At 59.3% G+C, this 12,426-nt stretch carries 13 protein-coding genes; 7 read left to right on the top strand and 6 right to left on the bottom strand.

The window, feature by feature from the left end; all coding sequences use genetic code 11:
• Nucleotides 1-102 precede the first annotated feature (102 nt).
• The 4 genes from NN484_RS23615 to NN484_RS23600 form a co-directional block, all read right to left on the bottom strand.
• Complete coding sequence (locus tag NN484_RS23615; protein ID WP_215500844.1) at nt 103-1,749, bottom strand: SulP family inorganic anion transporter; 1,647 nt, start codon at nt 1,747-1,749, stop codon at nt 103-105.
• A gap of 154 nt (nt 1,750-1,903) precedes the next feature.
• Entirely contained in the window at nt 1,904-3,184 is a 1,281-nt protein-coding gene (locus tag NN484_RS23610; RefSeq protein ID WP_127651916.1) for an HAAAP family serine/threonine permease, read from the bottom strand.
• 254 nt (nt 3,185-3,438) lie between these two features.
• Nucleotides 3,439-3,609: a hypothetical protein gene (locus NN484_RS23605; RefSeq protein WP_215500845.1), complete on the bottom strand. Its 171-nt coding sequence runs from the start codon at nt 3,607-3,609 to the stop codon at nt 3,439-3,441.
• Nucleotides 3,610-3,661: 52 nt separating this feature from the next.
• Nucleotides 3,662-3,856, bottom strand: a complete 195-nt coding sequence (locus NN484_RS23600) for a hypothetical protein (RefSeq protein WP_215500846.1) — start codon at nt 3,854-3,856, stop codon at nt 3,662-3,664.
• A gap of 226 nt (nt 3,857-4,082) precedes the next feature.
• Here NN484_RS23600 and NN484_RS23595 point away from each other — a divergent pair, with 226 nt between their 5' ends.
• The 7 genes from NN484_RS23595 to NN484_RS23565 all read left to right on the top strand — a co-directional run bounded on the left by NN484_RS23595 (nt 4,083) and on the right by NN484_RS23565 (nt 9,651).
• On the top strand, nt 4,083-4,466 hold the full coding sequence (locus tag NN484_RS23595; protein ID WP_215500847.1) for a tautomerase family protein: 384 nt from the start codon (nt 4,083-4,085) through the stop codon (nt 4,464-4,466).
• A 206-nt stretch (nt 4,467-4,672) separates the two neighbouring features.
• Entirely contained in the window at nt 4,673-5,197 is a 525-nt protein-coding gene (locus tag NN484_RS23590; RefSeq protein WP_215500848.1) for a cysteine hydrolase family protein, read from the top strand.
• A gap of 369 nt (nt 5,198-5,566) precedes the next feature.
• A complete protein-coding gene (locus NN484_RS23585; protein WP_274658041.1) occupies nt 5,567-6,061 on the top strand; it encodes a DUF4822 domain-containing protein in 495 nt (164 codons plus the stop codon).
• A 21-nt stretch (nt 6,062-6,082) separates the two neighbouring features.
• The gene (locus tag NN484_RS23580) at nt 6,083-6,511 is read left to right on the top strand and encodes a hypothetical protein (protein ID WP_127651821.1); all 429 of its coding nucleotides are present in this window, start codon (nt 6,083-6,085) and stop codon (nt 6,509-6,511) included.
• A 157-nt stretch (nt 6,512-6,668) separates the two neighbouring features.
• On the top strand, nt 6,669-7,637 hold the full coding sequence (locus NN484_RS23575; protein WP_274658040.1) for a 2-hydroxyacid dehydrogenase: 969 nt from the start codon (nt 6,669-6,671) through the stop codon (nt 7,635-7,637).
• 156 nt (nt 7,638-7,793) lie between these two features.
• Entirely contained in the window at nt 7,794-8,861 is a 1,068-nt protein-coding gene (locus tag NN484_RS23570; RefSeq protein ID WP_215500852.1) for a phosphotransferase family protein, read from the top strand.
• Nucleotides 8,862-8,883: 22 nt separating this feature from the next.
• Nucleotides 8,884-9,651 (top strand): SDR family oxidoreductase, encoded by a 768-nt coding sequence (locus NN484_RS23565; RefSeq protein ID WP_007965755.1) that lies wholly within the window; start codon nt 8,884-8,886, stop codon nt 9,649-9,651.
• A 708-nt stretch (nt 9,652-10,359) separates the two neighbouring features.
• Here the strand turns inward: NN484_RS23565 and NN484_RS23560 are convergent.
• Together NN484_RS23560 and NN484_RS23555 are read right to left on the bottom strand one after the other, a co-directional pair.
• Nucleotides 10,360-10,617, bottom strand: a complete 258-nt coding sequence (locus tag NN484_RS23560; protein WP_127650905.1) for a DUF1652 domain-containing protein — start codon at nt 10,615-10,617, stop codon at nt 10,360-10,362.
• A gap of 134 nt (nt 10,618-10,751) precedes the next feature.
• Nucleotides 10,752-12,248 (bottom strand): helix-turn-helix transcriptional regulator, encoded by a 1,497-nt coding sequence (locus NN484_RS23555; protein WP_215500853.1) that lies wholly within the window; start codon nt 12,246-12,248, stop codon nt 10,752-10,754.
• Nucleotides 12,249-12,426 lie beyond the last annotated feature (178 nt).

The raw sequence follows: 12,426 nt of genomic DNA, 5'->3' as shown, positions 1-12,426 counted from the left end.
CGGAATTTCACTTACGCCTCCTGTAGGAGCTGCCGAAGGCTGCGATCTCTTGATCTTTAAAATCAAAAGATCGCAGCCTTCGGCAGCTCCTGCACAGAGGGGTTATGTGTTGAGCTTGAGGGCCTGCTGCACCGCGCCATCGACGCTCAGTCCGCTGAGGATCACCCCGTTAGCCGTCACCTCCGGCAATGCCTCCAGGGCAGTCAGCGCCTCATGCTTGAGCCGCGCCAGAATCAGGCGTTTACCCTCCTGATGCACCCGCAGGAAGAACTCCTGCATCGCCTCGATGCTGGTGCCGTCCAGGTCCGGGGTTTCCTCAAGACTGAGAATCACCGTGTGCACGGGTGCGTTCGAGTGACGAATCAAGTGCAGTGCAGCACCGAGAATCCGCTCCACATTGGCGAAGAACAACGCCTCACTGGGCCGCACAATCAGCACTCCGGGTTCAGTTGACGCCGTCGGATGACGCTGCAGATCGACAAAATCGTGCCCACCGTCAATCCGCCCAAGCACCTGAATATCCGCCGCCGACATTTGTTTGAGCATCAGCAACACGCTGATGGCCACCGACACCAGCAGCCCGTCGAGAATGCCCAGCACCAGCACCGCCCCCACCGCGCACAACACCAGCACCCGGTCCCGGCGCCAGATGAAATAGCGGCCCAGCGGCTGCAGACTCAAACCACGGCCCAGCGCATGCATGACGATGGCCGCCAGAATCGGCTCCGGTGTCAGCGCAATCCACGGCAACACTGTCAGCACGATCACCAGCACCACCAGCGCCGCGACCCCGCCGGCCCAGCGTGACGTCGCCCCGGCGGCCTCGTTCGCCGACGTCGCCGAATACCCGGCCCCCGCCGGCATGCCATGAAACAGCCCGGACAACAGATTCGACGCGCCCAGCGCCAGCAGATCACGGTTGGAGGTCACACGGTCGCCGTGCTTGAGCGCGAACGAGCTGATCGAACCGTACGACTCGGCGTACAGAATCATCACCAGCGCAAACCCCACCTCCCCCAGCCGCAACCAGTCGGTGAACGGCAGCACCGGCAGGTTCGGCAGCTCAAGGCTCAGGTCAATCAAGCCGATCAGCTTCACGCCATGTGCTGGCAGGTTCAGCCATTGCCCGGCGACGATGCCGATCACCACCACCAGCAAGCCACCGGGCACCCGTGGAAAGCGCGAGAACAGGCTCAACAACAGCAGCGCCACCGCGGTGACAGCGGCCGCCGGCCAGTTCCATTGCGGCAGTTGTTCGAGCAATTGCGGGGCGAAGCGCACCAGATTGGCGTCGGCCAGATGCACACCGACCACATTGGCGACCTGCTTGAGAATGATGGTCAACGCCAGACCAAAGGCGAATCCGCGCAGCACCGGTTTGGCGATAAACGAGGTGACGCTGCCAAAACGAAAGATCCCGGCCAGCAAGAACAACCCACCGGTGACCAGCACCAGCCCGACCGCCAGCGTCGCACGCAATTGCGGGTCACCATTGGCCATGGTCGCCGTGGCTGCCGCCAGTACCGCCGCCGAGGATGACGTGGCCGAAACAATGGCAAAGCGGCTGGTGCCAAACAGCCCATAGCAAAGCAACCCGGCAAACAGGGCAATCACCCCGGCCTGGGGCGCCAGCGCAGCGATGGTCGAATAGGCGACCGCTTCAGGCAACAACAGACCGGCAATCGACAGGCCGGCGAGGATGTCCCGCCAGCGATTGGGTTGTTCTACAGGTTGGGGCGCGCTCGACAATCCACTGTCTCCAGACGAAAAAAAGCCGCTGCGCATGAGAGATGTGCAGCGGCCTACTGTAGCTGAAAAGCGAAAGATCGCAGCCTTCGGCAGCTCCTACAGGGTTTGTGTATACCCTAGGAGCTGCCGCAGGCTACGATCTCTTGAGCTTGCCTTAAGCAGTCAGCGAATAAATCAGCGCCGAAATCGCCACCAGACCTACTGCCGTAACGAACACGTTCGACGCCTGACCGCGATAGCGCGCCATCGCCGGCACTTTACGAATCGCGTACATCGGCATCAGGAACAGAATCGCCGCGATCACCGGGCCGCCAATGGTCTCGATCATGCCCAGGATGCTCGGGTTGAGGGTCGCGACGATCCAGCACACCACCAGCATGAACGCCGCCACGATGCGATCCAGCGCCTTGGCACCCGGACGCTGGCCGCTCTTGACGATCAGGCCCTTGAGGCCTTCGCTGGCACCGATGTAGTGGCCGAGGAACGACTTGGAGATCGCCACAAAGGCAATCAACGGTGCCGCAAACGCGATGGTCGGGTTGCTGAAGTGGTTGGCCAGGTACGACAGGATCGACAGGTTCTGCGCCTTGGCTTCAGCCAGTTGTTCCGGCGACAGGGTCAGCACGCAACTGAAGACGAAGAACAGCACCATCACCACCATCAACAGGTGGGCACGGCAGAGGATTTGCGAGCTGCGCTGCTGCGCATTGGCCCCGTAGCGACGCTTCTGATCCACCGCGAAGGCCGAGATGATCGGCGAGTGGTTGAAGGAGAACACCATCACCGGGATCGCCAGCCACAGCGTGTGCAGCAGCGCCGACGGCGCCGGCACTTGCGAGACGGTGGTGAGGATGCCGCCGTTCCAGTGCGGAATCAGGTACACCGCGAGGAACAGCAGCGCGACGATAAACGGATAGACCATCAGGCTCATCGCCTTGACGATCGCCTGTTCGCCGCAACGCACCACGGCCAGCAGGCCGAGGATCAGCACGAACGACAGCAGCACGCGCGGTGGCGGTGTGATGTGCAGTTGGTGTTCGAGGAAGCTGGCGACGGTGTTGGTCAGGCCGACGCTGTAGATCAGCAGGATCGGGAAGATGGCGAAGAAGTACAGCAAGGTGATCAGCGCACCGGCCTTGATGCCGAAATGCTGCTCGACCACCTCGGTGATGTCGGCGCCTTCGCGACCGGAGAGCACGAAGCGGGTCAAGCCGCGATGGGCGAAGAACGTCATCGGGAAGGCCAGCAGCGCGAGGACCACCAGCGGCCAGAAGCCACCCAGACCCGCGTTGATCGGCAAAAACAGGGTGCCGGCGCCAATGGCGGTCCCGAACAGTCCCAACATCCACGTGGTGTCATGGCGATTCCAGCTCGACAGTTCAGCTGGTGCTGCCGCTTCATAGCGTTCGTCGACGCTATTGGCCTGATCATTCATCCGGTCGGATCTCCGCATTCCGGTCACTTGCCACTCGGTCAGGACGCGTCGGAAAAAACCGACAGACATGCTCCGGCCGAAACAGGGGCGCGATTCTCCGCGATAAATGAGCAGAAGCAAAGACTTAGCTGAGGAATGGTTGTACGGAGCAGATGACCGGGTTGTCGTTTTTGGGAAATTGGCTGTCGGCACAAGGTACGTGAGATGTCGTTTTCTGACACGTTTCACTGCAAGGTGTGATCGGGAAGACTTGATCAGATCGATCGAGCCAGGATGAATCCGAGCGACATGCAAAAAAGGCCGAACGCCAGCATTCCCCAGATTGGGTACATATCGCCCTTGTTTTTAATACGCATTCTTTCCTCCCACTCATCGTGCTCACGTTCCAGTTCTTCCATTCTGGCTTTGAGGTCATAAGTGTTCATGTTCGTTTTTCCTTTTTAGCTAATGGGTCTGACGGTGGTGAAACACGAACGCTCAAAACTTGAAAAAAACACTTGCTACAGCAGTGATTGCAGTCACCAGAGCACCTAATACGGCGAGCGGATATAAATACGTTTCCCTGCTTAGCTTTTTTTCTTCCGCCAGAAGTTTTTTTCTTTCGGCGATGAGTTTGCGTGTTTCATTTCGGAGTCTTTCGAGCTCCATATTTTCCCGATCATTCTGAAGCATTCGCCTTCCTTGGCTGTTGGCAGTGACTGCGCGGGCTGCTTTGTGCCCACATGATTTCGCGTTCATCACCATGCCGATAGCAGACGCATCTGCCAAATTCGTAGGCAAAATCCGCGAGTTTCGTAGGTAGCCTCATACAAAAACAGCGGCGGGGTCATCACCCCAAACTTTCAATTTGGCCGATATGTTCTAGCGTAAGAAGTCCCCTGCCCCACGGAGCCGTCCAATGCCCCTCGTGCGCGTCGACATCAAGAAACACAGCGATCCCACGTTCGCCAAACGCATCGGCGAGCAGATCTACGCTGCCATGCGCAGCACGATCAACGTGCCGGAGCACGACAATTTCCAGATCCTCAACGAGCGCGACGGCGAGCATTTCATCTTCGACCCGCAGTATCTGGGCATCCAGCGCAGCGATCAGTTGGTGATCATCCAGATCACCCTCAATGAAGGCCGGACGTTGGAGCAGAAAAAAGTCCTGTATCAGACCATCGCGCAGAACCTGAACGCACAACTGGGCATTCGCCTGGAAGACGTGTTCATCAATCTGGTGGAAGTCAAAAAGGAGAACTGGTCGTTCGGTAACGGCATCGCTCAATACGCCAGTTGACAGCCCTTCGCTGCCGCCAGCATGATCGGCGCATGAACCTTCGCCCGCTGCACCTCACCCGTACCACCACGACCGCCACCGGCGGGTCGTGGTGTTGCTGCCTGAGGTGAATCCAGCGCAGTGAACCCAAGGCCCCGCCAGCAATGGACGGGGCCTTGTTGTTTCTCCCGTCCGTGCGGCACTTGCAGCCCCCAAGGAGAAACACCATGTCCGCAGCACTGTTGATCATCGATATGCAGGTCGGTCTGTTCCATGGCCCGGAAAAACCCCACGACGGCGAACGTGTGCTTGCCAACATCCAGCACCTCATCAACCAGGCACACCAGCAACACGTGCCGATCTACGCCGTGCGCCACACCGGCCCCGCAGGCTCGCCAATTGCAGCTGGAAGCCCCTTCTGGCAATTGTTGCCGGAACTCGAACTGGACGCTGACACCGACCACCTGTTTGACAAATCCAGACCCAACGCCTTCCACGGCACGGACCTGGCGCAGCAGCTCGAAGCGGCAAAGATTGAAGACTTGTACCTCGTCGGCATGAAGACTCAGTTCTGCATCGACGCCACCTGCCGCGCCGCTGCCGATCTGGGCTTCAAACCGTGGCTGGTGGCCGACGCGCACACTTGCATGGACACCCCGACGCTATCCGCCCAAGCCATCATCGAGCACCACAACGCCACCCTCGGCGGCGCCTTCGCGCGGCGGATCAACAGTGCCGATGTGACTTTCTGAATCGAATCTACGCCGTCGCACCAAAGTGCGGCGGCGTCAATGCGCAATCTGCAACTGCATTTGTTTTCCTACAAGGTTGTTTAAATCTTTACTGTTACCAATGATGTTTATCAACAGCAACAACCGACTCTTCGTGCAGACAACCACTCTTAACACCTAAAACAACCCGACACTTCAGATTAATCCTACGAATCAAAGCAACTTAAAAAACAGCAACAAAACATTACCCAATGACAAATACAGCCAATGTGTTACAAGCAACTACCTCGCCATTGAAAACCGCTGTAAGTCGGGCCTATATTTTTCACGCTTGAAGTTAGCGCACTTGATCCGTGCATAACCTGAAAATTCTGATAACGAGGATGGCGTATGCAAAAGAGTATTCTGACCTGCCTGTTGCTGGCAGGAGCGCTGCTTCCTTTCGCCGCTGTGGCGCAACAAGCCCCGGCGAGTACCGACGTTCGCGAACTAGCCTCCTCAGCCCGCTGGCTGACTACCCGGGTTTATATCGAAGGCGCTGCCGAAACCGATGTGAAAGCCAATTATCCCGGCGTCGTTGGCATATCGACCTGGGATCCCGAACGCAATCGATATGAGTTCTTTCATGTCGATACTGGACATTCAAAATACAACAATGGCGGCGGTGGTTATTTCTTTGTCACCGGCGACCACAAGCAACATGTTCTTGTACCGGATATCGGCACCACCAAAACCATTGTCCGACGCATGGAAACACTGAGTAAAAACGAATTCACTTACTCCCGGGAAGTGCCACGCGACATGGTGGAAGGTAACCCGCCTGTGCGCATCTACGTGGTTCACGCACCTTACACAGGAACAGTCGAAACGAAATCAGCCCTCTGACAATAAAACAGGAAGTTCACCATGCAAAAAACACTTAAAACATTACTGATGTCGTCACTGCTGATCTCTGCGGCCTGCTGCACGGCAGCCCACGCGCAATCCGCCACTCCACCGGCGAAAATTGCCGTCGCCACCCCGGACAACGCGATGATGCTCACCGTGTTCCTGAAACATGACCAGTCGCGCCCGTTGAGTGAAATAAAAGCCCAGCTCGCGCGGCAAGGCTTCTATAAAACCTTTCCACCGGCCGGCGTCGAAGTGGTGAGCTGGAGCATCATGATGGGCATCGGCCAGGTGGTCACCGTGCGTTTTCCGGCTTCGCGCCTGGCGGAAGTCAACCTAGCCCTGGAAAACACCGCGTGGGGCAGTTACCGGACCGAGTTCTATCCAACCTATGATTTCAAAACGATTGCCCTGGCCGAGCAGACCAAAGCCCAGGCAGCCCAATGATCGAGCCAGCGCCCTTGCTTCTTGCGCGAAGGCGTCCAGAATCAAGTCAGCGCCGCACGAATGACGACGATTGCAACGATTGCCAGGCCGCTGCGCAATCAGCACTCTGCAACGACTTTCGCGAACCAACCCCGCCGACGATCACAGGAGCCGTGCAATGCCCGCCACCGTTCTGGTACTGGTTGAAACCATCAATGACTATCTACCGATTCTCGAGCATCAGGGCTTTCATCTGATCCTCGCGCCGACTCCTGCCGAACGGGCGCAAGCCATCGCCACCCATGGTTCGCGGATCGACGCCGTGCTGACCCGTGGCCCGCTGGGCCTGACCGCGGACGAAATCGACGCCTTGCCGGCCCTTAAAATCATCACCGTGATCGGCGCCGGTTACGAACACGTCGACCTGCAGGCCGCCAGCGACCGCGGGATTACCGTAACCAACGGCGCCGGGGTCAACGCCTCGTCGGTGGCCGACCATGCCATGGCCATGCTGCTGGCACTGGTGCGCGACATTCCGCGCTGCGACGCGGCGGTGCGCCGGGGTGAATGGCCGAAGATCATGCGCCCGTCGCTGGCCAACAAACATCTGGGCATTCTCGGCCTGGGCGCGGTGGGCATGGCGATCGCCAAGCGCGCCCACCTCGGTTTTGACATGCACATTCATTACCACAATCGGCAGGTGCGCAGCGATGTGCCGTACGCGTTCTGCTCGACACCCACCGAACTGGCGCGGGCCTCCGACTGTCTGATCGTTGCGACGCCTGGCGGTATCGGCACCCAGCATCTGGTGACCCGCCCGGTGCTCGATGCGCTTGGCCCGAAAGGCTTCATCGTCAATATCGCCAGGGCGAGCGTGATCGCCACCGCCGACCTGATCACCGCCCTTGAGCAACGGCGGATTGCCGGTGCTGCGCTGGATGTGTTCGATCACGAACCGCAGGTGCCGGATGCGCTGAAAACCTTGAGCAACGTGATTCTCACGCCGCACGTCGCCGGCCTGTCACCGGAAGCCACCCAAGGCACAGTTGAACTGGTCGGCAAAAACCTCGTAGCGTTTTTCTCCGGGCAACCGGTGCTGACACCGATCACCCTCCCCCCAAGGCTCAACAACCAGCGCGTGCATTGAAAAGAGCCGGCAGCGCCCTGCTGTCGGGCCTATTCGAAACGTTGATTATCCTGCAACACGCTAACCTATAAGACCGTTGCGCGCTTGTAGCTGTCTTGGCGCGCCATTAGATTAGCCAATGATGTCTGGCCTCCAAAATAAGCAGAAGGGATAAGCATGGCGCTTACTGACCAGTCCACCCGTATCCGCTCTGGCGAAGAACTCGATGCCAGCCTGATCGATCCGTACCTCAAGGCACACATTCCGGGCCTGACCGGCACGCCGCAGATCAGCCAGTTTCCCGGTGGTGCGTCGAACCTGACTTACCTTCTGGAATACCCGCAGCAGGAGTTCGTACTGCGCCGGCCGCCGTTCGGCCACAAGGCCAAGTCCGCCCACGACATGGGCCGCGAATTTCGCATCCTCAATCAGCTGCGTGACGGTTTTCCGTACTGCCCCAAGGCCTACGTGCACTGCACTGATGAGTCGGTGATCGGCGCCGAGTTCTACGTGATGGAACGGGTCAAGGGCATCATCCTGCGCTCCGACCTGCCGCCGGAACTGGGCCTCGATGCAGCTAAAACCGAAGCGCTGTGCAAGAGCTTCATCGACCGCTTCGTCGAGCTGCACCAGGTCGACTACAACGCTTGCGGCCTCGGCGATCTGGGCAAACCGGAAGGCTACGTCGCCCGCCAGATCAAAGGCTGGAGCGAACGCTACGAAAAAGCCCTGACCCCGGATGCGCCGCACTGGGAGAAGGTCAAAGCCTGGCTCAACGACAAGATGCCGGCCGACCACCCGACCTCGAGCATCGTGCACAACGACTACCGCTTCGACAACGTGATCCTCGACCCGGACAACCCGATGCAAATCATCGGCGTGCTCGACTGGGAACTGACCACCCTCGGCGATCCGCTGATGGATCTGGGCAACACCCTCGCGTATTGGATAGAGGCTGATGACCCGGCGCCGGTGCAACTGATGCGCCGCCAGCCGAGCCACGCCCCGGGCATGCTGACCCGCCGCGAGTTCGTCGATTACTACGCCGAGCGTTCGGGCATCCGGATCGACAATTTCGACTTCTACTACACCTACGGCCTGTTCCGCCTGGCCGGCATCGTGCAGCAGATCTACTACCGCTTCTACCACGGCCAGACCCAGGACAAACGCTTCGCGCAGTTCATTCACATGAACAAACTGCTGGAGCAGATGAGCCTGCAGGTCATTGCGAAATCGAGCCTCTGACGGCCCACACCAAGGAACCCTTATGTCCAAGACTCAGTTGTTCGACCTCGACGGCAAAATCGCATTCGTCTCCGGCGCCAGCCGTGGCATCGGTGAAGCCATCGCCAAACTGCTGGCCCAGCAAGGCGCCCACGTGATCGTTTCGAGCCGCAAGCTCGAAGGCTGCCAGCACGTGGCGGACGCGATCATCGCCGCCGGCGGCAAAGCTACCGCCGTGGCCTGCCACATCGGTGAAATGGAACAGATCAGCCAGGTGTTCGCCGGGATCAAGGAGCAGTTCGGCCGTCTGGATATTCTGGTCAACAACGCCGCGACCAATCCGCAGTTCTGCAACGTACTGGACACCGATCTGGGCGCGTTCCAGAAGACCGTCGACGTGAACATTCGCGGCTACTTCTTCATGTCGGTGGAAGCCGGCAAGCTGATGCGTGAAAACGGTGGCGGCAGCATCATCAACGTCGCGTCGATCAACGGTATTTCACCGGGCGTGTTCCAGGGCATCTATTCGGTGACCAAAGCCGCCGTGATCAACATGACCAAGGTCTTCGCCAAGGAATGCGCGCAGTTCGGCATTCGCTGCAACGCCCTGCTGCCGGGCCTGACCGACACCAAGTTCGCTTCGGCACTGGTGAAAAATGACGCGATCCTCAAGCAGGCGCTGACGCAGATTCCGCTCAAGCGCGTGGCCGATCCGAGTGAAATGGCCGGCGCGGTGTTGTATCTGGCGAGCGATGCGTCGAGCTACACCACCGGGGTTTCGCTGAATGTGGACGGTGGGTTCCTGTCCTGATACTGATCATCGGGTAACCGCAATCCCTGTAGGAGCGAGCCTGCTCGCGATAGCGCCAGTACAGTCAATATTTGCACCGACTGACCGACCGCTATCGCGAGCAGGCTCACTCCTACAGTTTTCGAACAGGCGCCCATCACCTTCGGCATCAGCCAACCACAGTGCACCGACAACCATCGCAACACCAGGCAAGCAGCCCGCGCCGACCAGATCGGCCACAACCCAATCCGCTCGACCCGAGCCCTCGACTCAAACGCCGCCCACGCTACTGCGTGACACAACGAGTGGTGGTGGTATGCCGAGTGACCTGCTCGTCAACGTACATATCGCCAGACACCTGAGTGTTTTCCAGGGTCTGACAAGTACGAACCGGCGGTGGTGGTGGAGCAGCAGGAGGCGGTGGCGGAGGACTGGCGCAGCCGCTGAGCAGCGCGACAGAGAATGCCAGCGACAAGGGTAAAAACACGCGTTTCCCAGGATTATTCATAGGACGACCCGCGATGAATGGAAGAGCCACTTCCACCATCGCGCACAACTGCAGCGGATGACAGAAGACCTGACCACTCATTCTTTATAGCCGACCACCCTGTAAGCGCCAGTGAAATGGAGGCGGATGGGGGAATGAGCTGTCGATTTTGTGGGAGATGGATAGCGCCATCGCCAGCAGGCTGGTGCCCACGGGGCAGATGAAGGGATCAACCCCCGCCCCTAAACCAAATCCGGATCCCGCGAGGACCGCAACGAATTACTCTCCAACTCATACCGCAACTCTTCAATCAACGCCTCGACCGCCTCAGCCGTACGCAACGCATTGAGCTTCAACCCACTGATCACCAGATCCACCTGCCCGGACCCCGGGTGATACAGCTTCACCGTCAGCGAATGATCCCCATCCACTGAACACTCACACGCCAGCGGCGAAAAACTCTGCTCAAGGCGGGCGCGCAACTGCGCAAGATTCATCATGGAGCCTGTTCCTTTAGCTGTTTCGAAGGGAGACGATCCCAAGCCAACAGGCTCGTATCGCACTCCACCAGACTAAGAACTGCCCCACCGCACCAGAACCTGCATTTGCACCGCATCGACTAGTGCATTTGCACCTATCGCTGCCCCTTCGTGCCGCGCTCGCCAGAAAACAAACCACGCTCCCGCGCCCAGACAATCGCCTCGCTGCGACTGTGCACATCGAGCTTGGAATACACCGTCGCCACATGATTGCGCACAGTATTGGGCGCCAGTTTCAGCCGCGCGGCGATCTCCTTGTCGGCCAGACCTTCACAGATCAACCCCAGCACATCACGCTCACGCGCCGTCAGGTCGGTGAACGACACGCTGGGCAGTTGCGGCGAGTTGACCTTCTTCACGTTGGCCAGTTTTTCGATCAGCGTCCGGCTGAACCACGAAGCGTCTTTCATCACCTCTTCAATCGCCGCCACCAATTCCAGCTCGGTGCGTTTGCGCTCGGTGATGTCCATCAGCACCAGCAGATAGCACGGCGTGTCCTGAATATTCACGGTGTCGGCGGACACCGCGCACTCCAGCAGGTCCGCGTCCTTCTTGCGCACCCGCACATCGACCCGGTCCACCCGCCCGCTTTTCGCCAGTGCGCTCAGCAGCCGCGCCCGGGCGCCATCGTCGTCGATGAAATTCAGCTGCGTCACGGTATTGCCGACTACGTCGTCGCTGTCATACGCCAGGGTGTCGAGGAACGCCTGATTGACATCGATCACCTGCTGCTCATCGGCGCTGCAGATCAGAATCGGCACCGGGGTCAGACGGAAGGCCTTGGCGAAGCGCTCCTCGCTCTGACGCAGCGCCACTTCGGCCTTGTGCCGCAGTTCCATGTCGACGAAGGAAAACAGCATGCAATCCTCATCGTTGAGCAGCAACGGCTGCCCGGCGACGATCACTTGTTTGCTGCCGCCATCGGGCAGGCGCAGTTCGGCCTGCATCTGCGGAATGGTCGCCACGTCGCGCAGGCGCTGGATCGCCAGGTCCTTGCGTTCGGCCTGTTCGAAGATGTCGATTTCATAGGCCGAAGTGCCGATTACCTGATCGCGGGTGTAGCCGGTCATCTCCAGAAACCCGGGATTGACCTTGATGTAACGCAAATCGCTGAGGCGGCAGATCACCGCCGGCGCCGGGTTGGCATTGAAGGTTTTTTCGAAGCGCTGCTCGGCGTTGGCCCAGTCGGTGACGTCGCTCATGATCAGCACCAGCGACTCCGGCTGCCCCTCGCGATCCGTCAGCACCATGCTGCGCACGTTGTGCACCCAGACGCGTTCCGGATCGTCCACCGCGAACATTTCGATCAGCACGTCGCTGAACACTTCACAGCGGGCGACGCGACTGATCGGGTAGCTCTCCGGCGGCAACAGGTGATTATTGCGATAACGCAAGCTGAAGCGCTTGGCGTACTCATCGGCGTTGGTGCCCAACTCACCGATCCGGCTGACGCCGTGCATGGCCAGCGCTGCCTCGTTGGCCCAGAGGATACTCTGATCGAGCTCAAGCAGAATCACCCCGTCGGACAGCCCGGCGATGATCTGCTGCAACTGCCGACGATTGGTTTCGCGGGTCAGGACTTCCTGGCTCATTGGACCTCCACAGGGAATGCGCGTGTGAAGATTACGACCGCAGGCGCCCGTGATCGTGCCGACCCGTTCGACAACACCACAAATCCCTGCAGGAGTGAGCGTGCATTCGCGACTTCAGGGATTGTCGACTAACGTTAACTCCTCATCGGATTGAGCCCCTGCCAGTCACACCGGGCTC

Source organism: Pseudomonas serboccidentalis (assembly GCF_028830055.1).
Lineage (GTDB): Bacteria > Pseudomonadota > Gammaproteobacteria > Pseudomonadales > Pseudomonadaceae > Aquipseudomonas > Aquipseudomonas serboccidentalis.
The sequence above is the reverse complement of the archived record's forward strand: the minus strand, read 5'-3'. Positions and strand labels throughout refer to the sequence as shown.

What these genes read in the sequence shown, in the direction of transcription:
- NN484_RS23610 (WP_127651916.1), bottom strand. Translation starts at nt 3,184, where the DNA reads ATGAATGATCAGGCCAATAGCGTCGACGAACGCTATGAAGCGGCAGCA.
- NN484_RS23605 (WP_215500845.1), bottom strand. Translation starts at nt 3,609, where the DNA reads ATGAACACTTATGACCTCAAAGCCAGAATGGAAGAACTGGAACGTGAG.
- NN484_RS23600 (WP_215500846.1), bottom strand. Translation starts at nt 3,856, where the DNA reads ATGCTTCAGAATGATCGGGAAAATATGGAGCTCGAAAGACTCCGAAAT.
- NN484_RS23595 (WP_215500847.1), top strand. Translation starts at nt 4,083, where the DNA reads ATGCCCCTCGTGCGCGTCGACATCAAGAAACACAGCGATCCCACGTTC.
- NN484_RS23590 (WP_215500848.1), top strand. Translation starts at nt 4,673, where the DNA reads ATGTCCGCAGCACTGTTGATCATCGATATGCAGGTCGGTCTGTTCCAT.
- NN484_RS23585 (WP_274658041.1), top strand. Translation starts at nt 5,567, where the DNA reads ATGCAAAAGAGTATTCTGACCTGCCTGTTGCTGGCAGGAGCGCTGCTT.
- NN484_RS23580 (WP_127651821.1), top strand. Translation starts at nt 6,083, where the DNA reads ATGCAAAAAACACTTAAAACATTACTGATGTCGTCACTGCTGATCTCT.
- NN484_RS23575 (WP_274658040.1), top strand. Translation starts at nt 6,669, where the DNA reads ATGCCCGCCACCGTTCTGGTACTGGTTGAAACCATCAATGACTATCTA.
- NN484_RS23570 (WP_215500852.1), top strand. Translation starts at nt 7,794, where the DNA reads ATGGCGCTTACTGACCAGTCCACCCGTATCCGCTCTGGCGAAGAACTC.
- NN484_RS23565 (WP_007965755.1), top strand. Translation starts at nt 8,884, where the DNA reads ATGTCCAAGACTCAGTTGTTCGACCTCGACGGCAAAATCGCATTCGTC.
- NN484_RS23560 (WP_127650905.1), bottom strand. Translation starts at nt 10,617, where the DNA reads ATGATGAATCTTGCGCAGTTGCGCGCCCGCCTTGAGCAGAGTTTTTCG.
- NN484_RS23555 (WP_215500853.1), bottom strand. Translation starts at nt 12,248, where the DNA reads ATGAGCCAGGAAGTCCTGACCCGCGAAACCAATCGTCGGCAGTTGCAG.